The sequence below is a fragment of the Neisseria sp. P0008.S010 genome (assembly GCF_051962715.1).
Lineage (GTDB): Bacteria > Pseudomonadota > Gammaproteobacteria > Burkholderiales > Neisseriaceae > Neisseria > Neisseria elongata.
In genome coordinates, this window is sequence record NZ_JBQCVA010000001.1 from 129,134 (window position 1) to 153,418 (window position 24,285).

Below are 24,285 nucleotides of genomic sequence, written 5' to 3' on the forward strand. Positions count from 1 at the left end.
CCGCTTAAACAGATAACAATGGCACTCATCAGTACACACGACAAAACCTTCGAGCTTCAAGAGGGCGAAACCTTATTGGAGGGCTTGGAGCGCACCGGCCACGAGGTCGAATACCAGTGCCGCAGCGGCTATTGCGGTTCCTGTCGCGTTAAAATATTGGACGGCAGGGTGTCCTACGACGATTTCCCGCTCGCCTTTGTCGCGCCCGGTGAGATTCTGCCGTGTTGCTGTCGGGTTCACGAGGACATTAAGGTCGATTGCTGCGCGAGAATGAGTGAGCCGGATTTGTTTGCAGGCGATTTGTTCAGCAATATGGACAGTTAGTCCCTTGCGCAAACCATGTCCGGCAGCTATAATGCCGCGTTTTACAACCTTGTCTGCCGCAATCGCATGGCGGCAGACTGTCTTTAAACCGTAAGGAGATAACATGCGTCATTACGAGATCGTGTTTATCGTTCACCCTGATCAAAGCGAGCAAGTACCCGCTATGGTTGAACGCTACAAAGCACTGGTAACCGAAAACAACGGTAAAATCCACCGTTTGGAAGACTGGGGCCGCCGCCAGTTGGCATACCCCATCAACAAAATTCATAAAGCACATTATGTTCTGATGAACATTGAAGCCACTCCGGCCGTTATCGAAGAATTGGAGACTGGTTTCCGTTTCAACGATGCCGTACTGCGTCATCTGACTATTCAGACCAAACATGCAGTTACCGACGCTTCTCCGATGATGAAAGAAGAGAAGTCCAAAAACCTGTTGAAACAACAGCAAGAAACTGCCGAAGCATAATTGGACAACTCCCTGACCCTTACCGCCCGTATCGAAAAATGCGGCATCATCCGTTATACGCCCGCAGGCGTGCCTGTGTTGGATTTAGTGCTGAAACACGAGTCTTGGCAAAATGAGAACGGTGAAAAATGTCTGGCAAAGCTTGAAATGGCGGCCAGGATAGTCGGTAAGGAGGCTTTGGTTTGGCAGGGTCGGCAGGATTGGGCCGTACAGGTCAGCGGTTTTTTAGCCGCAGCCAGCCTGCGTTATCCAAAGCCGATACTGCGGATACAGAACATTCAAGAATATAAAGGTTAAACGACATGGCTCGTCAAACATTCAAACGTAGAAAATTCTGCCGTTTTACGGCTGAAAAAATCCAAGAAGTGGATTACAAACAAGTTGATTTGCTGAAAGATTTCATTACTGAAAACGGCAAAATCATTCCCGCCCGCATCACCGGAACCAAAGCGCACTACCAACGCCAGCTGGCTGTTGCCGTAAAACGCGCCCGTTTCTTGGCATTGCTGCCTTATACCGACCAACACAAATAATTTTGGAGCGTAGATCATGCAAATTATTCTGTTAGAAAAAATCGGTGGTTTAGGCAACTTGGGCGATATCGTAACCGTGAAAAACGGCTATGCCCGCAACTTCCTCATCCCGCAAGGTAAAGCCAAACGTGCAACAGAGGCCAATAAAGCCGAATTCGAAGCACGCCGTGCCGAATTGGAAGCCCGTCAGGCTGAAATTCTTGCCGATGCTTTGGCCCGCAAAGAGAAATTGGACGGACAAGTCATCACTGTGGCCCAAAAAGCCGGCGTGGATGGCCGTCTGTTCGGTTCCGTTACCAATGCCGACATTGCTTCAGCCATTGTAGCAACCGGCATCAAAGCAGAGAAAGCCAATGTTCGCTTACCGGAAGGCCCGTTTAAAGCCATCGGTGAATACGAAGTGGAAATTGCATTGCACAGCGATGCAGTAGCAAAAGTTACCGTAGCAGTAGTTGCCGCTGCCGAGTAATACTTTTATTGAAAAAACCGCATCAAATTATGATGCGGTTTTTTTATTTTCAGTCTTAGAATTTCAAATTGCAGGATTGAGTTTGGATTTTTACTACAGTAAACCAGCTTGATTCCGGATGTTAAGTTGGGAAATCATAAACATCACAAACCGTCATTTTCGTAAGATTGGGCAGTCCTTTTGCGTGAGGAATTTGGCTTTTGATGGCTGATAGTTGTGGATAAATAGACCGTTTAAATATTCACGTTGAATTTCTGCCTGATTGGGGAACATGATGGTTTAAATAAATGATTTTCCCAAATTCATGTTTTTTCCAAATTTATATTTTTCATCTGTTTGATTGATACCTTGCCGGTTTTGGCTAACTCACAGTATGGCAATGCCTCAATCCGGAATTTTCAAGCCCAGCTGGCGGATTTGAGCTTTATTGTCTAATTCTTTCACTGTAATTTTAAAGCCGTTCAAATCGATGCGGTCGCCTGCGACGGGCATATCGCCGAAACGCCGTCTGAACAGTTCGTCCAGGCGGAGGTTGCGTTCGTGTTCGTCCACGGGCAGGCCGTAGGCTTCGGCGAGGTCGCCGACAATGGCTTCGGGGTTCAGGTTGAATGCGCCGAAGAAGGTTTGTTCGCCATGGTTGTTACCGGCAAATTGCTGGGCAAAGTCATCGCCCAGCTGTTCGTCGAGGATGAACCATACGATGTCGCCTGCCTTCATCTGCGTGCTGGGCAGAACGGCTATGTTTTCGCCGTTGCGGAGCAGGGCGAAGATGCGGCCGTCTGAAAACCTGTCGCGCGTCATGGCGGACGGGTGGCTGTCTTCCGCGTCGGAATTTGCCTCGACTTTGAACGATTGCAGGGATACGGCCAGTTTGTCGGCCAACCAGATTTCTCGTTGCGACAGCGGTTCCGGCTTGGGCGGTAAATCGACTTTCAACAGGCGGGCGAAAAACGGGATGGTCGCACCCTGAATCAGCAGTGAGAGGATGACGACGGCGAAGGCGACATCGAACAGCATCAGGGAGCCGGGCACATCCATCATCACGGGCGTGATGGCAAGGGTAATCGGTACGGCACCGCGCAGTCCGACCCAGCTGATGTAGGCAACTTCGCGCGCACGATAGCTGAAAAATTTGAGCGAAGTCCAGACGGCCAGCGGGCGGGCGGCGAAGATGAGGAAGGCGGCGATGACGACGGCTTTGGGGCCGGTTTCAATCAGTCTGACGGGGCTGACCAGCAGGCCGAGGACGAGGAACATCGATGCCTGGGCCAGCCAGGCCAGGCCGTCCATCACATTCAAAACGTGTTCGGTGGAGCTGTTGCGCGAGTTGCCGATGAACACGCCTGCCAAGTAAACCGCCAGAAAGCCGCTGCCGCCGAGCAGGTTGGTAACGGCGAACACCAACAGGCCGCCCGAGGCGATTAAAATGGCATACAGCCCTTCGGCCAGGCTGATGCGTTCCAATATTTTCGCCAGTAATTTACCTGCCGCATAACCGGAAAACAGCCCCAGTCCGAGCTGGGTGGCCAGCAGTGTCAGCATGGAGGCGGAATCGGTTTCGGCAGGGTTCATGATGAGGCCGATAAAGGCACTGACCAGCAGGATGGCCATCGGATCGTTGCAGCCGCTTTCCAACTCCAAAGTAGCGGAAATACGCGAATTGAGGCGCACGCCGCTGCTGCGCAACAGCGAGAAAACCGCTGCCGCATCGGTAGAGCCGACAATGGCGGCCATCAATACGCCCAATTTCCAGTCGATGCCGAGAAAAAAGGTGGTAAAGACGCCGAGCAGGGCGACGGTGGCAATTACGCCCCAGCTGGCTAAAATGGCGGCGGGTTTGAGGGCGATGCGGAAACTGTTGAATTTGGTACGCAGGCCGCCGTCGAGCAGAATGATGGCCAAAGCGAGTTGGCCGACCATGTTGGCAAAGGCGAAGTTGTCGAATTTGATGCCGCCCAACCCTTCATCGCCCGCCAACATGCCGACGATAAGGAAAACCAGCAGCAGGGGCATGCCGAAACGAGAAGAAATACGCGATGCGATGACGCTGATGAATAACAGCAGGGCGATGATGAGGAAGAAAGTATTGAGCGAGTCCAAAACGGCAGGCTTTCTTAAAAATGGATGACGGAAGATACGGGAAAAACGACGGATTTTACCATAGATTGGCGTGTTTCCAGCTGTTTGGCCGTCTGAAAACCGCGGCTGTGCGGTGATTGCGTATCGGGTGAAAGCGATGTTTCAGACGGCCTCTTCAGCCGTAATTTTCGCCGAATCCGATTTCCGGTATGAAGGCTGCAAAGCGGCGGCAGGCCTCTTCCTCGGCAAACAGCCATTCGCAATAGCCGAAATCGTAACCGGTCTTCGCCGGCTGGCGGGCGCGCCAACGTCCGTTGTGGCAATGCGGCAGCGGTTCGAAGCAAGAGGGATATTCAGATTGCCGCTGGAGGCATTCGCCGAAACACTCGCCGAAAGTGTGCCGGCACCAGCGTTCGGCAAAATCGAGCTGCGGGTAGAACAGCTTTACCACCAGACTGTAAGGCAGCCGCTGCCGCCATGTATCTCGTTCTGCTTCCGCTTCGGGCCATTGTACGGGCGGCAGGCACTCGCGCAGGTAGTCGGCAAATTCAACCACGCTCACGGTATCTTGACGTGCAAAATTGGAAATGTTGCCCATCATTTTATCTTTTGGGGGACGGGATGATTTTTCAGACGGCCTCAATATGCCCCAAGGCCGTCTGAAAGCGGGTTCGGCGGGATTGGAGCAGTTTGGGCAAGCGGACAGCGCGATGCGGCTGGATACTGCGGCAGGTCGGCCTTTATGCGGACAGGGCGGAAGTTCCCTTTGGCAAATTTTTAGGCCTGCCGTTTATGCGTTTGTCCGGCAGACGTGCGGACTGTTTGCCCGCATGGTTTGATTCGGCGGCTAAATGTCTTTTCAGACGGCCTCGGTCTATGGAGGCCGTCTGAAAACTTTGGGGTCTCGGGTTTAAGCGGACGGCGGTATGCCGTGGCGTTTCGCGTGCCTATTCGTCGTCTTCATCGTAGTTTTTCCACCAGATGCCGCTTTCGGGATGCCGAGGCAGGGGGTAATCCTGCGGGACGATTTCCCAAACCGCCCGGCCGTCTGCCTGTGCCGCCCAGTCGTTCAGCAGTGCTTGTGCGTCGGCCAAACTTCGGGCGGCGATGCCGAAGCTGCGTTCGGCCTGCCATGCGCCCGGTTCGGCAGATGCGTGGTGTTCGTGATTGTGCGGCGTGCCATAGCTGCAGCGCAGGCAGATGAAGCTGATGCTGCTTGTCCAATCTTCGGCGTAGGTGTCGGTGTGCAGCGATTGTTCGGACAGTGCGTGCGAATCGGCTTCAGACGGGCATTGTACGAAAGCGGCGTAGGTTTGGCGGGGCGACTGCCGCCAACGTTCCAATGCGTTGAATACCAAGACTTCGCCGCCTTGGCCGTCGGCGCGCCTGCCGGTGGATGCGCCGTCGTGCAGTACGATGTCGCCCATGCGGTAGCCGCTTTCGGGCAGGGGGACGTTGATGATGCGGGAGCGGCAGGGGTCGATTCGGCGGGCATAGACGCACTCGCCGCCTGCCCAAGGATTCAGCCGTAATACGGCGGTGCCGAAATCGGTTTCGATTTCGCCTTCGCCTTCGGGCAGGGGGATGCCGCAGGCCGCCCACAGTTGCCGCGCCGTCTGCCAGTCGTGCAGGGCGGTGGCGGCGATGGCGGCATTCCAATGGGCGGCTTCGTCAAACTCGGGTGCGCAGGCGATGGCGGCGAGGTTGGCTTGCAGCGACAATGCCCAGTCCATGCGGTATTTGGCGGCAAGTCCGAGCATGTAGCGGTATTGGGCATTGTCGGGATGCGCTTTGGCCAGTTCGGCGAATTTGTCGGCGGCGGTTTGCAGGTCGCCCGCATCGAAGGCCAGGTAGGCTTGGTTATGCAGTTTTTTGTGTTGGCGGTGGTTTTTTCGGAACATGTTTTGTATCGGGTAAGGGTGGGTTGGAAACGTCAGTTTGCCGCATTGTTTTGTATTTGTATCGGTGCCGTACGGTATTTTCAGACGGTCAATACGGCGGACAGGTCTTTTTTCAGGGCGACTTGGCGGTTGGGGTCGGCCAGGCCGGGGCTGTAAAGTAAGAAGCTGTCTTCCACGCGGTCGTCCGTGGTGCTGATTTGGGCATAGCGCAGGCTGATGCCGTGGCGGTTGAACACTTCGGCGGTATTGGCGAGCAGGTAGGGACGGTTGACCGCAATCAGGCTCAGGGTAAACCAGCCGGGCTGTTCTTCTTCGGCACGGATTTCGACAACCGGCACAATCGGCTGGTGGCGGGCGCGGCGGCTGCGGATGCCGTCTGAAAACGAGCCGTTGCGGATTTTGCCGTGCAGGAAGTCTTGCAGTTCCGCCGACAGGGCGTTTTCTATCCGCTGCCGGTCGTCGTCGGTGCTGCCTTCGGGCGGCCGGACGGCGAAGGTGTCGAGGACGTAGTCGTGGGCAGTGATGAAGGCGCGGGAGGCGGCGATGTCGAGGTTGTGGCGGCTGAAAATGCGGCAGAGGTTGGTAAACAGGCGGTCGGCGTTGGGCAGGTAAACCATGACTTGCAGCATGTTGCCGTTGGCCGGATGCGGGCGGATGCGGGCGCAGGCCTGTTCGGGATGGTGAACCAGATGGGTGGTGTGCCAGAGGATTTCGCTTTCCTGATGGTGGACGAAATAGGCCGCGCCGAGTGCCTGCCACAGTTTGTGCTGTTCTTTTTCGCCGATGCCGGCGGCGGTAAGGGCGGCAATGGCGGCGGCCTGTCGGCGGCCGGTAACGGCGGCGCGGCTGTCGGGGTTGCCGTTGAAACGGCGGGAGGCCGTCTGAAAGAGGTTTTCCAGCAGGCCGGCTTTCCATGAATTCCAGATTTTCGGGTTGGTGCCGCGTATGTCGGCGACGGTGAGGAGGTAGAGGGCGGACAGGCGTTCCGCGTTGCCGACGCGGCGGCAGAAGCGGGCGACGACGTCGGGGTCTTGGATGTCTTCTTTCTGCGCGGTCATCGACATCAGCAGGTGGTTTTCCACCAGCCAGCAGAGCATTTTGCCGTCTTCTTCAGGCAGGAAGTGGTCGGCGGCGAAGCGTCGTGCGTCGGCCACGCCTTGTACGGCATGGTCGCCGCCGCGCCCTTTGGCGATGTCGTGGAAGAGGGCGGCAAGGTAGAGCAGGTATTTTTTGTCGAAGGCGTTCATGACGGCGGAGGCGAAGGGCAGTTCGTGCACGTGCTGTTCCATTGCCAGGCGGCGCATGTTCCGCAGGACGGTGAGGATGTGGTCGTCCACGGGGTAGATGTGGAACAGGTCGTGTTGCAGCAGGCCGACGATTTTGTTCCATTCGGGCAGATAGCGGCCGAGTACGCCGTAGAGGTTGAGGAAGCGCATGGTGCGGGTCAGGCCGCGCCCGTGTCGGAAAAAACCGATAAAGCGGCGGCGGTTGGCTTCGTTTTCGTAGAAGGCACGGTTGATTTTCCGCGCCGCCGCCCACCAGGCGCGCAGGGTTTTCGGCGCGATGGCGGTCAGGTCGCTGTGCCGCTGCAGCAGTTCGATGATGATGAAAATGTGTTCGGGCTGTTGCTTGAACAGGTTTTTGTCGCGGACGGCGATTTGGTTGCCGATTTGGTAATAGTGGCGGTCGATGGCCCGTTCCACGCGCGGCAGCGGCGTGTACACGCGCCCGCTCAGCATCGGCAGGATGATGCCGTTGAGCTGTTTGACCGCTTTGGCCGCGCGGTAGAAGCGGTGCATCAGTTTTTCGCTTTTCAGACGGCCTCCTTCGCCGTCGGGCAGGATGTTTTCCGCCAAACGGGTTTGCAGGTCGAATATCAGACGGTCTTCTTCGCGGCCGGCGGCCAGGTGCAGGTCGATGCGGATGGCGGCCAGTTCGCGGTGGCTGTTGGCGAGGATCCCGGCTTCGGCGCGGGTGAGGATGCGTTGGCGGATGAGTGCGTCAAAACCGGCATCGATGCCTTGCGCCTTGGCCAGCCAAAGCATGGTGTGGATGTCGCGCAGGCCGCCGGGACAGGTTTTGACATTCGGTTCGAGCAGCGCGCCGGAGCCTTGCTGTTTGTCGTGCCGCTGCTGCATTTCGAGCAGTTTGCCTTCGATAAAGGCGGCGGGGTGGCGTTGGGCGTTTAAAGTTTGGATGAATTGTCCGGCCAAAGCGGCGTTGCCGCATAAAAAACGGGCTTCGAGAAAGGCTGTGTCGGCCGTCAGGTCTTGGCGCGCGCTTTCGCACAGTTCCGCCGCCGTGCCTGCTTTCAGGGACGGCGCAAGACCGAGGTCCCACAGCGTTTGCACCAGCCCGGCCATCCGTCCTTCTTCCCCGGCGTCGAGCGGGGCGGCGGATACCAGTGTCAAATCGGTATCGGAATGGGGATACACTTCGCCGCGCCCGTAGCCGCCGACGGCCAGAAGGCAGAAGCGGCCGTCATCGAAAAACGACGGCCATAATTCGGCCAGCGCACGGTCGATTGTCCGGCAGTATTGCCGGAAAAAGAGGTTGGGGCGGCGGTTGGCGAGATAGCGTTCGGCGGCCTGCTGTTTCTGCTGTTGCAGGCGGCGGGCGAGGGCGGGAATATCGGCTGGCATGGCGGGTACGGCGGAAAAGGGAAAGCGGGAATTGTGCCGTGTGCGGCGGCAAAGCACAAGGCGGATGAGGTCGTCTGAAAACAATGCGGGCGGCGCGTTTGAGGCAGGCTATCCGAAACGGGATGCCGATAGTGGGTAAAAAGACCGCTTTGCTTTACAATACGCCCTTTTATAACCCCTTAAAGAAAGGCAGAATCATGAGCCAGGAAGAAAACAAAATCAAAGTAGATACTTATGACAACGAACAAAACCAGCAGCCGAAAGAAGAAATCGAGCTGCCGGTGATCGACGACAACAAAGGCGAAACCACCGAAAGCGGCTGCTGCGGCGTGTGCGGCGGCTGATTTTTGCAATGGTCGATACGGGAAACGGCGCGGAAATCCGCGCCGTTTTATTTTTTCAGACGGCCTGCCGTTTTCAGGAGGACATCAATATTTGTCCGCGTGTTTCGCGGCTTTTTTTGCCGCCGCACTGTCGGGGTAAATGAGCATCAGCTTGCGCCAAGTGTCTCTGGCAACGTCGCGCTGCTGCATGTTCCACTGGCATTGGCCGATGGAGAACATGGCGTCGGCGGCTTCGGAACTGTTGCGGAAACGCGAGATGTAGCGGTTGCCGATGTTGATGACGGATTCGCAGTTGCCGAGGCGTTGGTGGCTCTGCATGAGCAGGTACATGCTTTGGCGGTCGTGTTCGTTGCCGCTGCCGCCGCTTTCGCTGGCCTGCAGCAGCTTGGTGGCGGCGGCGAAGTTGCCGCTGCGGTATTGTTTGCGCGCGGATTCAAGCGGGCTGTCGGCAGGGGCTGCGGACGGTTTTTCACTGCTGTGCCGGGTATTGTCGTGGACGGTTACGGCAGTACGCGCCGGACGGTTGCGTTCGAGCTGCCGGATACGGGTTTGCAGGGTGTCGATTTGATTCTGGAGCTTGGCGATTTCCATGCCCATGTTGTCGATCTGGCTTTGCAGGTCGGGGACGGGGTAGGGGACGTTTTCTGCGGCGGAAGGCGGCTGCGGCTGTTCCGGCGGCAGCTTGGGGGCGGCCGGGGGAACGGCGGTGCAGGCGGCCAGTAGCAGGACGGAAGTGGCGGAGGCGAGGTGTTTCATGGTCATGCAGCGGAAAAAATGCGGCGGCGTTTTTCAGACGGCCTTATTGTTTGATGAGGAGTGTCAGCCCGTCGCCGACGGGAAGGGTGATGGCGTTCACGCGCGGGTCGCCGGTCAGGGAGGCGTTGAATGCCTGCAAAACAGCCAATGACGGCGGGGCGTCGGCATCGTTTTCGGACAGGATGCGGCCGCCGAGCAGGAGGTTGTCTATGGCGATGATGCCGCCTTTGCGCACCAGTTGCAGACAGCGTTCGTAGTATTGCGGGGTGGGCGGTTTGTCGGCATCGATAAAGGCGATGTCGTAGCTCCCCGCTTCGCCGTTTTCCAGCAATTCGTCGAGGGTGAACAGGGCGGGCTGGAGGTGGAGGCTGATTTTGTGCGCCACGCCCGCTTCGCGCCACGCCTGTTGCGCGTGTTCGGTAAAGCTGGCGTTGATGTCGCAGGCGGTGATGCGGCCGTGGTCAGGCAGCGCAAGGGCCACGGCGGTGCTGCTGTAGCCGGTAAATACGCCGATTTCGAGATATTTTTCCGCCCCTGTCAGGCGGACGAGCCAAGAGAGTACGGCGGCCTGTTCGGGCGCGACGGCCATTTTGCCCATGCGGTGTCCGGCGGTACGCTCCCGCAGACGCTGCAAGACGGGCGGTTCGGCTTCGCCGATGCGGCACAGGTAGTCTAAAAGTTCGGGTGTGAAGACGGTGGCGCGGGTGCTCATCTGGGCGGTTTAGTCGTCGTAGGAGTAGTAGGTGTAGGGCTTTTTGGCCACGCTGGCGGCGGCAAAGGCGGCCTGTTCTTCGGCTTTGAGTTCGACATCCCAAAGCAGCTCGCGGTTTTTCAGACGGCGTTCAGCTTCTTCGGGATGTTTTTCGATGTATTCGTTGAGGAATTTGGTGGCGTTGGATTGGTAGTCGTACATGTTGTCGCTCCTTTCGTGAAGGCAGTCATTATAACGGATAACATGTGGCGGGAAACGCCTTTTTTCATGCGGGAAAAGGCCGTCTGAAAAGACAAAGCGGGTAAATGATGCTATGCTTGCCGCTTTGAATTCCAAGCGTTGCGAAATACGATGAAGAAAAAGCTGATTGCCGCATCTGCGGGCGTGGTGGCGTCGGGCGCCTTGTTTTTCGGAGGTGCGCCTTATTATTTCGGCGGGCAGGCCGAGCAGGTGTTGGCAGACCAATACCGCCTGCTGCAGGAAAACGGTTTCCTCACCGTCGAATCGCGCCGTTACGAGCGCGGCTGGTTCGAATCGACGGAAACTTTGGAAGTCAGGCTGAAGCCGTCATTGCTGAACAATGCGGGCAATTATCTGCCCGATAATCTGAAAACCGTGCTGTCCGAGCCGGTTACCGTCATCAACCATGTCAAACACGGCCCGTTTGCCGACGGCTTGCAGCCTGCCGCCGCACGGGTTGAAAGCGAATTCCGCTACAGCCCCGAAGCGGGAAAAGTGTTGAAACGCTTTTTCGGCGAACAAGCACCGGTAACGCTGACCAATACCATCGGTTTGGGCGGCGGAGGCCGTCTGAACCTGTCCGTGCCCGCGTTTGATTATGAGGAATTGTCGGGCATCGCCCTGAATTGGAAAGGCTTGAGCGGGGAAACTTCCTACACCTCCGGATGGGCCGGCTTTAAAAGCAATTACCAAGCCCCGCTGCTGCACATCAAACTTGCCGACAAGGGCGACATCCGGATGGAAAACCTGCAAATCGGCAGCGATACCTACGACAGCCCGAGCAAGCTGGCCGTCGGCAGCAGCAGTTTCAAATTGGACAAACTGTCGCTCCAATGGCAGGAAGGCATCGATTACAACATCAAATTGAACGAATTGGTGAATTTGGTAACCGATTTGCAAATCGGGGCGTTCATCAATCCCACCGGCACCGTGCCGCCGTCTAAAATCACCGTCAGCAAGCTGCAATTCGACACGCGCATGAACGAAGAGGACGGCTGGGCGAATACCGAAGGCCGCTTCCGTTTCGACCGCCTGGCCTACGGCGATGAAAACTACGGCCCGCTGGACATCGATGTCGCGGCCGAACATCTGGAAGCAAAATCCCTGTTGGCGATCAAGCGGACAATGGCGGAAGTCGCTTCGAAAAACATGAGCGAGGACGAAATTCAAAAGGCCTTGCTCCATACCGTGCGCAATGAGGCTTCAGGTTTATTTACCGGAAATCCGATTATCAAAGTCCGCGCATTCGATTTCACCCTGCCGAAGGGGAAAATCCATGCCGACGGCCAACTTTCTTTCAACGGCCTGAGCAAAGCCGATTTGGACGATGTTTCCCTGATGTTGAAAAAAACCCGGGCCGATTTCAAATTCGACCTGCCCGAGCCTTTGCTTGAAGACATGGCCGTCAGCCAGGCGCGCAGCCTGTTTACCGTCAATCCCGAAGACGAGGCGGCCGGTACGGCGAGTATGGAAGACATCAACGAAACCCTGCGCCTGATGGTGAAGAGTACGGTCAATATGATGGCCGACAACGGTTATCTGACCTTGAAAGACGACAATGTCGCCACGCGGGTGGAAATTGCCCAAGGGCAGTTGAAGCTGAACGGCAAGGTGTTCGAATCCGAAGCTGAGCCTGAGTTTGACGACGAGGGTGCGGCACCATAGCCGGTTTGGCGCAAAGAAAAGGCAGACCTGTCAAAAGGCCTGCCTTTTCTTTGTCCGCCGTAGAGGCCGTCTGAAAAAAAACGTGGGACGGCCATGAAACCGGGCAACGGATGATTTCGCTTTGCTGCGCCGATGCGGAACCTTTGCCGGAAGGATGCCGTTCTCCGAGATGACGGCATATCAAGCGCATTGCTTTTTCTGTTAAACGGTTCAGGCTTTCTCTGATTTGCCCAGCCAGTCGCGCGGTTTCAGATAATCCTGCAGCCTCGCCTCGTCGCTGCCTTCTTCGGGACGGTAGCCGTATTCGAAACGCACCAGCGGCGGCATTGACATCAGGATGCTTTCCGTGCGGCCGCCGCTTTGCAGGCCGAAGTGCGTGCCGCGGTCGAATACCAGGTTGAATTCGACATAACGGCCGCGGCGGTAAAGCTGGAACTGCCGTTCGCGTTCGCCGTAGGGCGTGTTTTTGCGGCGGGCGACGATGGGGCGGTAGGCTTCGATGTAGGCTTCGCCCGTTTCGCGGATAAAGTTCAGGCAGGTGGCGAAATCCCAGCGGTTCAAATCATCGAAAAACAAGCCGCCGACCCCGCGCGTTTCTTCGCGGTGTTTGAGATAGAAATAGCGGTCGCACCAGTCTTTGTATTCATCGTAGAGGCCGTCTGAAAAACGGTCGCACAGGGTTTTTGCCGTTTGATGCCAGTGCACGATGTCTTCGTCGAAAGGGTAAAACGGCGTCAGGTCGAAGCCGCCGCCGAACCACCACACCGGTTCGGCATCTTTGGGATAGGCAATGAAACAGCGCACATTGGCGTGGCTGGTCGGCACATAAGGGTTGCGCGGATGGATGACCAGCGACACGCCCATCGCTTCAAATGCCGCTCCGGCCAGCTCGGGGCGGTGCGCCGTGGCGGCGGCGGGCATGGCCGCACCTTTCACATGCGAAAAATTCACGCCCGCCTGTTCGAACACCGCGCCCTGTTTCAACACGCGGCTTTCGCCGCTTCCCAAATGGCTCTGCCAATGGTCGGCAACGAATGCCGCGCCGCCTTCCTCCGCTTCCAATGCGGCGCAAATGTTGTCCTGCAACTGCCGCAATACCGCCAAAACGTCCAAAGTATCCATTTCCTCTCCTGATGATGTCATATCGATGGCCGACAGTATAACGCTTTTTCAGACGGCCTAAAGCGGCGGGAAACGGTTTATCGTATGAGGCCTCTGCGGTAGAATGCGGGTTTCCCTTCTTTATATACCTACACGATAAAGATGCCGTCTGAAAACCGTTTTTCAGACGGCCTCAAAACAAGAAAGCCGAACATTATGAAACTCTCCCAAGCCGTTGCCGTCGAAGTAGAAGCCGCCTTTGCCGCCTGCGGGCTGGCTTCCAGTCCGATTGTTTTGCAGCCGACCAAAAACGCCGAACACGGCGACTATCAAATCAACGGCGTGATGGCCGCCGCCAAACGGCACAACCGCAATCCGCGCGAACTGGCGCAACAGGTGGCCGACAAATTGTCGGGCAATCATGTGATTGAAAGCGCGGAAGTCGCCGGCCCGGGTTTCATCAACCTGCGCCTGCGCGCCGACTTTTTGGCGCAAAACCTTTCCCACGCGCTGCACAGCGGCCATTTGGGCATCCGCAAAACCGAACAGCCGCAAACCGTCGTCATTGACTATTCCTCGCCCAATTTGGCGAAGGAAATGCACGTCGGCCATCTGCGTTCCAGCATCATCGGCGACAGTATTTCGCGCGTATTGGAATTTATGGGCAACACCGTCATTCGCCAAAACCACGTCGGCGACTGGGGTACGCAGTTCGGCATGTTGGTCGCTTATTTGGTCGAGCAGCAAAAAGACAATGCCGCGTTTGAGTTGGCGGATTTGGAGCAGTTTTACCGCGCCGCCAAAGTACGCTTTGACGAAGATGCCGCATTTGCTGACACCGCGCGCGAATACGTTGTGAAGCTGCAAGGCGGCGATGAAACCGTGTTGGCGTTGTGGAAACAGTTTGTCGATATTTCGCTCTCGCACGCCCAAGCCGTTTATGACACGCTGGGCTTGAAGCTGCGCCCTGAAGATGTGGCGGGCGAATCGAAGTACAACGACGATTTACAGCCCGTGGTCGATGATTTGGTTCAAAAAGGTCTGGCGGTCGAAGACGACGGCGCGAAAGTCGTGTTCTTGGACGAGTTCAAAAACAAAGAAGGCGAACCTGCCGCATTTATTGTGCAAAAACAAGGCGGCGGCTTCCTCTACGCCTCCACCGATTTGGCGTGCCTGCGCTACCGCATAGGTCGTCTGAAAGCTGACCGCCTGCTGTACGTCGTCGACCACCGCCAAGCCCTGCACTTCGAACAACTTTTCACCACTTCCCGCAAAGCAGGCTATCTGCCGGAAGATGCAAAAGCAGAGTTTATCGGCTTCGGCACCATGATGGGCAAAGACGGCAAACCGTTCAAAACGCGCAGCGGCGATACCGTAAAATTGGTTGACCTGCTGACCGAAGCCGTCGAACGCGCCACGGCTTTGGTGAAAGAGAAAAATCCCGAATTGGGCGCGGATGAGGCGGCGAAAATCGGCAAAACCGTCGGCATCGGCGCGGTCAAATACGCCGATTTGAGCAAAAACCGCACCAGCGATTATGTGTTCGACTGGGACGCCATGCTCTCGTTTGAAGGCAACACCGCCCCCTACCTGCAATACGCCTACACCCGCGTGCAAAGCGTGTTCCGCAAAGCCGGCGAATGGGACGCAACTGCGCCCACCGTTTTGACCGAACCGCTGGAAAAACAGCTTGCCGCCGAGCTGCTGAAATTCGAAGACGTGCTGCAAAGCGTGGCGGACACGGCGTATCCGCACTACCTCGCCGCCTACCTCTACCAAACCGCCACCCTGTTCAGCCGCTTCTATGAAGCCTGCCCGATACTCAAAGCCGAAGGTGCAACCCGAAACAGCCGCCTGCAACTGGCGAAGCTCACCGGCGACACGCTGAAACAAGGCTTGGATTTGCTGGGCATTGACGTGTTGGATGTGATGTAAAGAAAAGGCCGTCTGAAAACTGTTTTTCAGACGGCCTCTGTTTATCGGCTTCCTTTCCGCCCGTCGTCTTTTCAAACCTTTTATCGGAGCGAAAAACCATGAAACGCCTGCCTGCCATCTTTACCGCCTTATTGCTCCTTACCTCCTGCCGGGAAAATCCCGCCATGCCCGATAACCGACCCGCTTCCCAAGAACATCCGCCAACGGCTTCCGATGCCGTGCCGACCAATGAAGAATTGTCGGCCTATGCCGAAGGACACCTGGCCGCCTACCGTTATCACGATGCCGCCGCGTGGGCATATGAACTGAAACGGCGGGGCGTCGTCCTCCCGCCCCGCCTGCAACAAGTATTGGACGAAGAACGCTACGATCCCGATGCCCCCGTGTCCACCGGCAGTATCTACCATCTCCGGCCGCAGCAAATTGACCTGCTGCGGGAGAAAGCGGAAAACGGCGACACGGCCGCCGCCGAACGGCTGTGGCGATATTACAGACTATCTGCGGAACAAACGCCCGAGAATAAACGGCAGGCCGATTATTGGGATGCCAAAACCGGTGCGGGCGGTCGGCCGAAGTAGGTTTGGTGGCAATGCGGGACGATGGCGGCGGGGGGATTGGCAGGGTAGTCGGATGGCATGGGTGCGGTATTTTGGCTTGAAACGGATTGCCGGCCGTCGTTTTTCCCTTACCGCTTCGCTTGAATCAAGAAAGGCCGTCTGAAAGTTTCAGACGGCCTCAGAGTTGCCTGTTCGTTTGTCGCGGTTATTGCGGGCGGGGGATTTTGTCGAATAGTTTGAAAAAATTGTCGGTGGTGGCGGCGGCGATGTTTTCCAAGCTGTCGCCGCGCAGTCGGGCGACAAATTCTGCGGTATGGCGGACGTAGGCCGGTTCGTTCGGTTTGCCGCGTTTGGGAACGGGGGCGAGGAAGGGGGCGTCGGTTTCCACCAGCATTCTGTCGAGCGGGACGTATTGTGCGGCTTCCTGAATGCTTTTGGCGTTTTTGAAGGTAACGATACCGGAGAAGGAGATGTAGAAGCCCAAATCCAAGGCCAGTTTGGCCACGCGCATGTCTTCGGTGAAACAGTGGATGACGCCGCCGTGCGCGCGGTGTTCGCGCAGCATCCGCATGGTGTCGTCGGCCGCGTCGCGGGTGTGGACGATGAGCGGCAGGCCGCTTTCGTTGGCGGCGAGGATGTGGTTGGCGAAGCGGCGGTGCTGCCAGGCCAAATCGCCTTTGCACCAGTGGTAGTCGAGGCCGGTTTCGCCGATGGCGATGACTTTGGGGTGGCGGGCGTGTGCCGTGAGTTCGTCCGTGCCGAATTCTTCCGCTTCAGGGTCGTCGGGGTGGATGCCGACGCTGGCGTAGATGTGCGCGTGTTGTTCGGCGATGGCCAAAACCTGGTCGAAGCTTTGCCTGCTGACGCTGACGGCGAGGGCGTGCGAAACTTGGTTGGCGGCCATGTTGGCGAATACTTCGGGCAGGCGGTCGGCCAGGCCGTCGAAGTTGAGGTGGCAGTGTGAGTCTATCAGTTGCATGTGTGTGGTTTTTGTAAGGGGTGAGGCCGTCTGAAAAACAGTTTTCAGACGGCCTCATGCCGGTCGGTTAAAGTGTGAATGTGGCGCGCTCGCTTCTGAGTGCGGTGCCCAGTTGTTTTTCAATCATGTTTTTGATGTTAATGCAAATTTCGTCTTTGCCGAAAGCCACGCCTATGCCTTTGGGTCGCACGGCGGTGGATATTGCGAAGTTAATCCAGGCGACGTTGGTGCGCAGGAATTTTTTTTCTTGGCTGTTGCCCAAGGAAAGTGCTAACAGGACTTCATCGCCGAGAGAGAATTTATCCTCGGTTGCAATGAAGAGGCCGCCATGTTCGAGAAAGGGCATGTAGCTGTTGTAAAGAGATTGCCGGTCTGGGATGTGGAGGTTCATCATTTTTGCCGGAATCGGGATGTCAGCGGGTTTGTTGAAATCGTAATCAATGGCTGAAGACATATGTCGGTTTCCTATTTGTTCTGCCAGAAGTGCAGGTATTCGGTGAGCAGGTATTCGAGCTGCATTTTAACACTTAATGTATGGCGGCCGTAAGGGATGAGTTCGTTCAGACGGCCGTTTAGCCGGAATAGGGCGGCCGGTGTGGTGCGTTCGGCGACTGCGGCCGATTGTTCGCGGCTGGCGGGATAGTAGAGCGGCGGCATGTTTTGTTGTGCCAATCCGATGTCGAGCAGCCATTTTTGCAGCCAGTCGAGAAAAACGGCCAGCGGCTGTTTTTGTTTGTCGAAGGCGGCGGCGTAGTCGAGTACGGCCAGCAGGCGGGGGGCGGCTAAAAGTTGCAGCAGTTCCCCGCGCAGGGCGGTTTGGCCGGGGTCTTCGTCAAAGAGAGGCGCGCCGCTGTGGAAGGCCAGCAGTTCTTCGGCGTGGGCCGGGTGTTGTTGGCGGACGTATTCCAGTGCGGTTTGCCGGTCGGGGGCGGAAAGCACCATTTGGTGGCAGCGGCTTTTGATGGTGGGCAGCAGGCGGTCGCGGTCGTGGGAAACCAGCAGGAAGGCGATATCGGCGGGTGGTTCTTCCAGTATTTTAAGCAGGCCGTTGGCTGCCTGGGTGTTCATGCTTTCGGCCGGATGGATGAGGACGACGCGTTTGCCGCCGCGCACGGAGGTCAGTTGGATGTGTTCGATCAGGCCGCGTACGGCATCGATTTTGATTTGCAGCAGTTTGCGGCCGACGGTTTCGCCTTCGGGTATTTCGGGGGTGAGTTCGTAGAAGTCGGGGTGGCTGTTTTGGGCGAACAGGTGGCAGGATGGGCATTGCCCGCAGGGTTGGCGGTCTGCCGTTGCTTGTTCGCACAGAAGTGTGGCGGCCAAGTGGCGGGTGAAGGCGGTTTTGCCGGTATTTTCCCTGCCGGAAAAGAGCAGGGCGTGGGGCAGTTGCCGCCAGTGGGCGGCAAGCTGTTGCCAGTCGGATTGATGCCAGGGATAGATCATGTGCGGGAGGGTGCTGTTCGGACGGGCGCATTATATAACCGCGCCCGTTTTTGCAACAGTGGCCGTCTGAAAAGCATGAGAAGGCCGTCTGAAAACATTTTTTGGTTTTCAGACGGCCTGGGGGTGTCGTGATGTTAGTTGCCGATGTTGATGCCGGCGGTTACGGAGCTGTTTTGCTGATTGTTGCCGGCAGTCAGGAAGGAGGAGGCCAAATCTTTGCAGCAGCCGCAGCATGTGGCAACGCCGAGCTGTGCCTGCAGGTCGCTCAAGGTGGAAGCGCCGGCCGATACGGTTTCTTTGATTTGGTGATCGGTAATCGCGTTGCAGATGCATACAAACATGATCGTAATTCCTTCCCCGATAGGTTTGTTAAATAGGATTTAATAGTGTTCGCAAATATAAATGCAAATGCTTCGTAATGCAAGCGCAAAATACAGAGTGCAGGCAAGGGGTTGTTTTCAAACGGCCGGGTGGTGGAGCAGGCGGACGAGGAACAGCCCGCCTGCGGTGAAAAGCAGCGAGCCGCCGAGGTGCAGCAGGATGGTCAGTACGGCGGCGGAATAGCGTTGTTGTTGCAGCATAGCAACGATTTCGAGTGAAAAACCGGAAAAAGTGGTCAGGCTGCCGAGCAGGCCGGTGATCAGCCACAATTTCCAATACGGCGGCAGGTCCGGCAGGCTGTCGGCCAAACCGGCCGCCAAACCGATAAGCAGCGCGCCTATCCAGTTGGCCGACAGTGTGGCGCGGGAAAACGGCTGGTCGGGCGTGTCTAGCCAAAGGGCGAGCAGCCAGCGTGCGGCGGCACCGAATGCCGCACCGCAAACTACTGCCGACAATGAAGCGAAAAAGGGAAGTTTCATGATTCAGACGGCCAAATGGTGTTTTGACGGTTCAAGTAGAAATCGTCGTCGAAAGTCAGCAGGAATTGGGGTTTGAGGGCGACGAAAATGGCGGTAAACATGCCGGTCAGGAAGGCTTCTCCCCAGCTGATGAGGAAGAAAACGGGAAAAGCCTGCTGCCATAAATCCACGGCGGCAAAGACGGTGCTTTGCGAGAGCAGGGCGGTAATTGCCGCGCCGGTGGCCATCATGCCTGCGGCGGCGCAAAAGAAACCGTTGATAAAGATATACAGGAACAGATTGGGCGGAAGAAAACGGCGTACGGTATAACGCAGCAATTCCGCCACCGCCAATGCGGGCAGGGTGACGGCGAGGACATTGAGCGGGGCGGCCGCCAGATTCTGCGCACCGACCGTCAGCAGCATATGCGGCAGCATAAACAGGGCGGCCAGCCAGAATGCCGCTGCCGAACCTATCATCAGGCTGCCCAGTGCCACGCCGAGCAGGTGGTAGCGCAAACCGCCGAGCTGCCCGCTGTCCAAGCCTGCACCCAATGTCCAAAAGACGGCGAAAAAACACAGCAAAACACCGAACGCCTGAGGATTCCGCCGCCATGCCTTCAGTGCGGGTTTGGCGCACAACAGCAGGCAGGCGGGCAAAGCGATATAGGCGGCGTAGAGCCACGGCGTTTCAAACCATGCGGTGAAGAAATCCATAATCCGGCAATGTTTCAGACGAAAGCCGCACATTATATGGCAAACGGCGGAAAGTTTCTGTTTGCCGTCGAAACACGCTAAAATGGCGGCTTTACGCATTCTTACGGAAAGCCGTCCGGAATTTATGTTTTGGATTATCGTCAGCATTTTGTTATTGATTGCCGTAGCCGCCTTGGTCGGCTGGCGGTTTTATCTCGACCGCCAATGGCAGCGCGAACTGCGCTATTTCAACCGTCACGAAAATGCCCCGCCACTGGAAAGCGGCGGAGAGGCCAAAGCCGTTTACGGCGCCAAGCCGAACCTGAACAACAGCCGGCACAACAGGCGCGATGCCGACGAAAGCCGTGCCGTTTACGAGCGCACGGTGGAAAAGCTGCGCGAAGTCGCGCCCAAACGCTACCGCAAACTGAATGCCGCCGATGCGGCAGGTTCGCCGCAGACCGAACATTTCCACGACCTGCCGATTTTTGCCGCCTCGCAGCCGCAGAAGGCGGAAGAGGCGGAAGAGGCAAAAAATCCGCCTGCCGAAGAAAATGTTCAGACGGCCTCTCAAGCGGAAACCGCGGAAACGGTTCAAACGCCCGAGGCAGAATCCGAAGCGGAACAGGAAGTTGCGTTGCAGCCGGAAACGCCTACCGAGGCCGTTCCCGTGTATTCCGCAGCGGCGGATGATGCGGCGGATGCCGAAACGAATATCGAAAACGCCGAATCTGAATCCGAGCCGGATGCCGAGGTGCGCAAAACCGCACCGCCGCTCGATGCGGAAGTGATTACCGCCGACGAAATCGGCCATTTCAAACGCAAGAGCGTGCAGGAAATCATGGCGGAGGAGTTCGAATACACCCACCGCGGCGACCCGGCGGATGAAGCGGCCGAAATGGAAGGGCCGCCGTCCAAACCGGCTGCCGATGCGGAAGTGATTACCGAAGCCGAAGTCGGGCGTTTCCGCCGCGAGCCCGCTGCCGCCCTAATAGAAAAATTCAGCCCCGAAGTGCAAGAACATGTCCCTCCGCCCGACGCGGAAATCATCACTTTGGCCGATGCCACCCGCAACCTTGCGGCAGGTAGCCGTGCCCGTGAAATCAAACCCCGCCCCGGCCGTTATGAAGAGCAACGGTTCGGCGGCAGGCCGCCGCATACACCGGCTGCCGGTCTGCCCGTCATCAGTTACAGCGACCCTTCCGTTTTGTGCGTGGAAGAACGCGCGGCGCAACGCCGCCTCGAACGGGAAAACCAAAATTTCAACGCCCCGGCCGCGAAACCTGCCGTACAAGAAGCAGTAAGGCCGTCTGAAAAAGGCTTCAACGCGCCCGAAACCATAGAGGAAAGCGACATCCGCGCCAATTTGATGATGCGGCGCATGGCACGGCAGCGGCAGAGCGCGCGCCGCAGCGACATTGCCCCGCGCATCATTCCTGCCGACGAAGTCATCTCCAACCTGGCCCGCACGGAACGCCCGTCCCGCCGACTGCGCCGCATCAGCACGGTGGACAATGCCAGCATCCTGCCTGCTTCCGCACGGATTTCCAATTACGGCGGAGAAGTGGTCAAGCCGAAACCAGCCGTCAAGCCGCTTCGGGCAGACAGTGCCCTGGCCAACCGTTTCGCCCCTTATCCGTACAGCAGGCCGGCTGAAGTGCCGCCGCCCGATGCCACGGTGGTCGAACCTCCGGCCGTGCCGCCGACACCGCCTTTGAGCGTGGATGTCCCGCCGCCTGCATCAGTGGCGTTTTCAGCCGAAATGATCCAGCCGTGGGATGAAGGTGGGCTGTCTAAATATCCGTTTGCCGAAGAAGAAACGGTCGGCGGTATTTATTCCGATGCGGCGGACGCTCAAGAATGGCTGGACGACGTATTCGCGCCGTCCGAGCAAGAACAACCGGAATACGGCAGCTATGCCGACAGGCTATCTGAATATGACGAACCGTCTGAAAGCGACGGCCCGCTATATGGCAATGAGGCCGGTTTTTCCGACCCCGCGCCGTTTTCAGACGGCCTCTACCCACTGCCAGGCCTCAACCTGCTGAAACCCGCCAGCTACAATCCCGATGCGACGCAGAGTGAGGAAGCATTGCTAGAAAACAGCATCACCATCGAAGAAAAGCTGGCCGAGTTCAAGGTTAAAGTCAAAGTGTTGGAAGCGTATGCCGGGCCGGTCATCACCCGCTACGAAATCGAACCCGATGTCGGCGTGCGCGGCAATGCCGTGTTGAATTTGGAAAAAGACCTCGCCCGCTCGCTCGGCGTCGCCTCCATCCGCGTGGTGGAAACCATCCCCGGCAAAACCTGCATGGGCTTGGAACTGCCCAATCCCAAACGCCAGATGATACGCCTGAGCGAAATTTTCGATTCGCCCGCGTTCGCCGAATCACCCTCCAAGCTCACGCTCGCGCTGGGACAGGACATCACCGGCCAGCCCGTCGTTACCGACCTTGCCCGCGCGCCGCACCTTCTGGTGGCCGGTACGACCGGTTCGGGCAAATCCGTGGGCGTGAACGCCATGATTCTGTCTATGCTGTTTAAGGCCACGCCCGACGACGTGCGCATGATTATGATCGACCCGAAAATGCTGGAGCTGAGTATTTACGAAGGCATCCCGCACCTGCTCGCGCCGGTGGTAACCGACATGCGCCTGGCCGCCAACGCGCTGACCTGGTGTGTGAACGAAATGGAAAAACGCTACCGCCTGATGAGCCATTTGGGCGTACGCAACCTCGCAGGCTACAACCAGAAAATACGCGAAGAGGCCGCATACGGCCGCAAAATCGGCAATCCCTTCAGCCTCACGCCCGACAATCCCGAATCGTTGAAAAAACTGCCGTTTATCGTTGTGGTGGTGGACGAATTTGCCGACCTCATGATGACGGCGGGCAAGAAAATCGAAGAATTGATCGCCCGCATCACACAGAAAGCGCGCGCTGCGGGCATCCACTTGATTTTGGCCACCCAGCGGCCGAGCGTGGACGTGATTACCGGCCTGATTAAAGCCAATATTCCGACCCGCATCGCCTTCCAAGTGTCGAGCAAAATCGACAGCCGCACCATCCTCGACCAAATGGGTGCGGAAAACCTGCTTGGTCAGGGCGACATGCTGTTCCTGCCGCCGGGCACCGGCTATCCGCAGCGCGTACACGGCGCGTTCGCTTCCGACGAAGAAGTACACGGCGTGGTGGAATACCTCAAACAGTTCGGCGAACCCGATTACGTCGAAGACCTGCTCACCGGCGGCGTCGGCAGCGACGACATCTTCAGCAATGCCAACGAAGGCCGCAACAACGAAGGCGGCAGCGATCCGCTGTACGACGAGGCCGTTTCTTGCGTGATTAAAACCAACAAAGCCACCATTTCCTCGGTGCAGCGTTACCTGAAAATCGGCTACAACCGCGCCGCCAACCTCATCGAACAAATGGAGGCCGACGGCATCATTTCTGCCGCCGATGCGGGCGGCAAACGCACCGTGCTGGCACGCGATAGCAGCCATTTGGACGGATAAGGCGGGGGAAGGCCGAGAAGCAGTAAGAGGCCGTCTGAAAGTGGATGACATATTTCAGACGGCCTGTTTATTTTCACAAAATGCAGACGGATAAAGTTGGATTTATTTTTTTGTACAGCGGATAAGCATCGTAGTGCCTCCGGCAAGAACCTGCCTGTCTTGTATGGTGTAGCCACCTTCGCAGATTTTTTGCGCCTGATCCATTAAAAAATCGTTACATTGAAGGCGGCAATGCTGCGAAGTAATAGAATATAAATCTCCCTTTTCGGCATTCGTTTCCACTATTTTGCTGGAAGTGGTGGGTAACGTTATTATACAGGCGGATAACCCGCCTATGAGTAACAAAACCGACAGGTTTCTCCCTTTCATTTATTTACCTTTCCCGTTATTTGTTCCGTTGTTGCCGCCTTTAGGCGGATTGTTGCCGCGACCGCCGCCGGACGCATTTCCAGTTTTACTTGGCCAATTGGGATTCGTATTGCTTGCCATAGTTGATTTCCTTTTGAAAGATAAGATTGAAATTGCCTTTTGGCAGTTTGATTTTATACTGCAGGCTGGTTAGCAACCATGGCGTAAACCGCATCTGAAAAGCTGTTTTTGAGATAAAATCGCATTATTTGCATGGAGGGTTGGTATGTCTGTAAATGATAAAGTACGCGCACTACGCGAATTGAATAATTGGTCGCAAGAAGAGGTGGCCGAACGCATGCAGATTTCAGAAAGTAGCTATTCGCGATTGGAAAGGGGTAAAAGTAAATTGGATTTAGAAAAACTGGAGAAATTAGCTGCCATTTTTAAAATTGATGTGGCTGAATTAATTGCTTCCGATGGCAAAGGATTGATTTTGTTTAATGGGGAGAATAGTGGTAACCATTCCAGCTATTATCTCGGCCACCAAGAAGAATTGATTTGGGAAGTGGAAAAATTAAAATTACAGTTGCAGCATGAAAAAGAGCTTCGGATTGCCAAAGAGGAAATGCTGCAACAAAAGAATGATGAAATTCAGGCATTAAGGCAAATATTATCTATATTTCAAAAAGCGTGATGGAGCAATAACACCGTATTTTTTACGGGGAAAAGGTATTGAT

The 24,285-nt window shown here is 56.6% G+C and carries 27 protein-coding genes; 13 read left to right on the forward strand and 14 right to left on the reverse strand.

What is annotated here, in order from left to right:
* The first annotated feature begins 18 nt into the window (after positions 1–18).
* The 5 genes from yfaE to rplI all read left to right on the forward strand — a co-directional run bounded on the left by yfaE (position 19) and on the right by rplI (position 1,795).
* The gene (gene yfaE, locus ACTHSL_RS00685; RefSeq protein WP_440379956.1) at positions 19–324 is read left to right on the forward strand and encodes a class I ribonucleotide reductase maintenance protein YfaE; all 306 of its coding nucleotides are present in this window, start codon (positions 19–21) and stop codon (positions 322–324) included.
* A 103-nt stretch (positions 325–427) separates the two neighbouring features.
* The gene (rpsF, locus tag ACTHSL_RS00690) at positions 428–793 is read left to right on the forward strand and encodes a 30S ribosomal protein S6 (RefSeq protein WP_003772196.1); all 366 of its coding nucleotides are present in this window, start codon (positions 428–430) and stop codon (positions 791–793) included.
* Complete coding sequence (priB, locus tag ACTHSL_RS00695; RefSeq protein ID WP_049253301.1) at positions 794–1,090, forward strand: primosomal replication protein N; 297 nt, start codon at positions 794–796, stop codon at positions 1,088–1,090.
* 5 nt (positions 1,091–1,095) lie between these two features.
* Positions 1,096–1,326, forward strand: coding sequence for a 30S ribosomal protein S18 (gene rpsR / locus ACTHSL_RS00700; RefSeq protein WP_002641495.1), 231 nt, complete (start codon positions 1,096–1,098; stop codon positions 1,324–1,326).
* 16 nt (positions 1,327–1,342) lie between these two features.
* Positions 1,343–1,795 carry a 50S ribosomal protein L9 gene (gene rplI / locus ACTHSL_RS00705; RefSeq protein WP_003772198.1) on the forward strand — a complete coding sequence of 151 codons (453 nt, stop codon included), beginning with the start codon at positions 1,343–1,345 and terminating at the stop codon, positions 1,793–1,795.
* A gap of 384 nt (positions 1,796–2,179) precedes the next feature.
* Here rplI and ACTHSL_RS00710 read toward each other — a convergent pair whose 3' ends face one another.
* A complete protein-coding gene (locus ACTHSL_RS00710; RefSeq protein WP_440379957.1) occupies positions 2,180–3,895 on the reverse strand; it encodes a potassium/proton antiporter in 1,716 nt (571 codons plus the stop codon).
* 154 nt (positions 3,896–4,049) lie between these two features.
* Complete coding sequence (locus ACTHSL_RS00715; RefSeq protein ID WP_440379958.1) at positions 4,050–4,475, reverse strand: hypothetical protein; 426 nt, start codon at positions 4,473–4,475, stop codon at positions 4,050–4,052.
* On the opposite strand from ACTHSL_RS00715, the gene ACTHSL_RS00720 reads away from it, so the two are divergent.
* A complete protein-coding gene (locus ACTHSL_RS00720) occupies positions 4,462–4,713 on the forward strand; it encodes a hypothetical protein (protein WP_440379959.1) in 252 nt (83 codons plus the stop codon). The genes ACTHSL_RS00715 and ACTHSL_RS00720 overlap by 14 nt on opposite strands.
* Positions 4,714–4,821: 108 nt before the next feature.
* Here ACTHSL_RS00720 and ACTHSL_RS00725 read toward each other — a convergent pair whose 3' ends face one another.
* Together ACTHSL_RS00725 and glnD are read right to left on the reverse strand one after the other, a co-directional pair.
* Positions 4,822–5,775, reverse strand: coding sequence for a hypothetical protein (locus ACTHSL_RS00725; protein WP_440379960.1), 954 nt, complete (start codon positions 5,773–5,775; stop codon positions 4,822–4,824).
* An 80-nt stretch (positions 5,776–5,855) separates the two neighbouring features.
* Complete coding sequence (gene glnD, locus ACTHSL_RS00730; protein ID WP_440379961.1) at positions 5,856–8,417, reverse strand: [protein-PII] uridylyltransferase; 2,562 nt, start codon at positions 8,415–8,417, stop codon at positions 5,856–5,858.
* A gap of 197 nt (positions 8,418–8,614) precedes the next feature.
* On the opposite strand from glnD, the gene ACTHSL_RS00735 reads away from it, so the two are divergent.
* The gene (locus ACTHSL_RS00735; protein WP_168160521.1) at positions 8,615–8,761 is read left to right on the forward strand and encodes a hypothetical protein; all 147 of its coding nucleotides are present in this window, start codon (positions 8,615–8,617) and stop codon (positions 8,759–8,761) included.
* An 84-nt stretch (positions 8,762–8,845) separates the two neighbouring features.
* Here ACTHSL_RS00735 and ACTHSL_RS00740 read toward each other — a convergent pair whose 3' ends face one another.
* The 3 genes from ACTHSL_RS00740 to ACTHSL_RS00750 are packed head-to-tail and all read right to left on the reverse strand — an operon-like array spanning position 8,846 to position 10,430.
* Positions 8,846–9,517: a tetratricopeptide repeat protein gene (locus tag ACTHSL_RS00740; protein ID WP_440379962.1), complete on the reverse strand. Its 672-nt coding sequence runs from the start codon at positions 9,515–9,517 to the stop codon at positions 8,846–8,848.
* Positions 9,518–9,560: 43 nt separating this feature from the next.
* Positions 9,561–10,229 carry a class I SAM-dependent methyltransferase gene (locus ACTHSL_RS00745; protein WP_440379963.1) on the reverse strand — a complete coding sequence of 223 codons (669 nt, stop codon included), beginning with the start codon at positions 10,227–10,229 and terminating at the stop codon, positions 9,561–9,563.
* A 9-nt stretch (positions 10,230–10,238) separates the two neighbouring features.
* On the reverse strand, positions 10,239–10,430 hold the full coding sequence (locus tag ACTHSL_RS00750) for a DUF3460 family protein (protein ID WP_440379964.1): 192 nt from the start codon (positions 10,428–10,430) through the stop codon (positions 10,239–10,241).
* Between the two features lie 150 nt (positions 10,431–10,580).
* Here ACTHSL_RS00750 and ACTHSL_RS00755 point away from each other — a divergent pair, with 150 nt between their 5' ends.
* Positions 10,581–12,134, forward strand: a complete 1,554-nt coding sequence (locus ACTHSL_RS00755) for a YdgA family protein (RefSeq protein WP_440379965.1) — start codon at positions 10,581–10,583, stop codon at positions 12,132–12,134.
* A 210-nt stretch (positions 12,135–12,344) separates the two neighbouring features.
* Here the strand turns inward: ACTHSL_RS00755 and hemF are convergent, their stop codons facing one another.
* A complete protein-coding gene (gene hemF / locus ACTHSL_RS00760; protein WP_107883855.1) occupies positions 12,345–13,256 on the reverse strand; it encodes an oxygen-dependent coproporphyrinogen oxidase in 912 nt (303 codons plus the stop codon).
* A 195-nt stretch (positions 13,257–13,451) separates the two neighbouring features.
* On the opposite strand from hemF, the gene argS reads away from it, so the two are divergent.
* The gene (argS, locus tag ACTHSL_RS00765) at positions 13,452–15,170 is read left to right on the forward strand and encodes an arginine--tRNA ligase (RefSeq protein ID WP_107884416.1); all 1,719 of its coding nucleotides are present in this window, start codon (positions 13,452–13,454) and stop codon (positions 15,168–15,170) included.
* 98 nt (positions 15,171–15,268) lie between these two features.
* Entirely contained in the window at positions 15,269–15,748 is a 480-nt protein-coding gene (locus ACTHSL_RS00770; RefSeq protein WP_440379966.1) for a hypothetical protein, read from the forward strand.
* Positions 15,749–15,932: 184 nt separating this feature from the next.
* Here ACTHSL_RS00770 and ACTHSL_RS00775 read toward each other — a convergent pair whose 3' ends face one another.
* The 6 genes from ACTHSL_RS00775 to ACTHSL_RS00800 all read right to left on the reverse strand — a co-directional run bounded on the left by ACTHSL_RS00775 (position 15,933) and on the right by ACTHSL_RS00800 (position 19,803).
* The gene (locus ACTHSL_RS00775) at positions 15,933–16,706 is read right to left on the reverse strand and encodes a TatD family hydrolase (protein WP_440379967.1); all 774 of its coding nucleotides are present in this window, start codon (positions 16,704–16,706) and stop codon (positions 15,933–15,935) included.
* Positions 16,707–16,773: 67 nt separating this feature from the next.
* Complete coding sequence (locus tag ACTHSL_RS00780) at positions 16,774–17,160, reverse strand: PilZ domain-containing protein (RefSeq protein ID WP_107970489.1); 387 nt, start codon at positions 17,158–17,160, stop codon at positions 16,774–16,776.
* 11 nt (positions 17,161–17,171) lie between these two features.
* Positions 17,172–18,149 (reverse strand): DNA polymerase III subunit delta', encoded by a 978-nt coding sequence (holB, locus tag ACTHSL_RS00785; protein WP_440379968.1) that lies wholly within the window; start codon positions 18,147–18,149, stop codon positions 17,172–17,174.
* Between the two features lie 134 nt (positions 18,150–18,283).
* Entirely contained in the window at positions 18,284–18,490 is a 207-nt protein-coding gene (locus tag ACTHSL_RS00790; RefSeq protein WP_003772222.1) for a (2Fe-2S)-binding protein, read from the reverse strand.
* A gap of 117 nt (positions 18,491–18,607) precedes the next feature.
* Positions 18,608–19,009, reverse strand: coding sequence for a fluoride efflux transporter CrcB (crcB, locus tag ACTHSL_RS00795; protein WP_049252670.1), 402 nt, complete (start codon positions 19,007–19,009; stop codon positions 18,608–18,610).
* Complete coding sequence (locus ACTHSL_RS00800) at positions 19,006–19,803, reverse strand: energy-coupling factor ABC transporter permease (RefSeq protein ID WP_440379969.1); 798 nt, start codon at positions 19,801–19,803, stop codon at positions 19,006–19,008. The genes crcB and ACTHSL_RS00800 overlap by 4 nt, the downstream gene beginning before the upstream one ends.
* Positions 19,804–19,828: 25 nt before the next feature.
* Here ACTHSL_RS00800 and ACTHSL_RS00805 point away from each other — a divergent pair, with 25 nt between their 5' ends.
* From ACTHSL_RS00805 to ACTHSL_RS00815, 3 genes are all read left to right on the forward strand, one after another.
* Positions 19,829–23,197 (forward strand): DNA translocase FtsK, encoded by a 3,369-nt coding sequence (locus ACTHSL_RS00805; RefSeq protein ID WP_440379970.1) that lies wholly within the window; start codon positions 19,829–19,831, stop codon positions 23,195–23,197.
* A 334-nt stretch (positions 23,198–23,531) separates the two neighbouring features.
* A complete protein-coding gene (locus tag ACTHSL_RS00810) occupies positions 23,532–23,759 on the forward strand; it encodes a hypothetical protein (protein WP_338194432.1) in 228 nt (75 codons plus the stop codon).
* Between the two features lie 72 nt (positions 23,760–23,831).
* Complete coding sequence (locus tag ACTHSL_RS00815) at positions 23,832–24,242, forward strand: helix-turn-helix domain-containing protein (RefSeq protein ID WP_440379971.1); 411 nt, start codon at positions 23,832–23,834, stop codon at positions 24,240–24,242.
* Positions 24,243–24,285 lie beyond the last annotated feature (43 nt).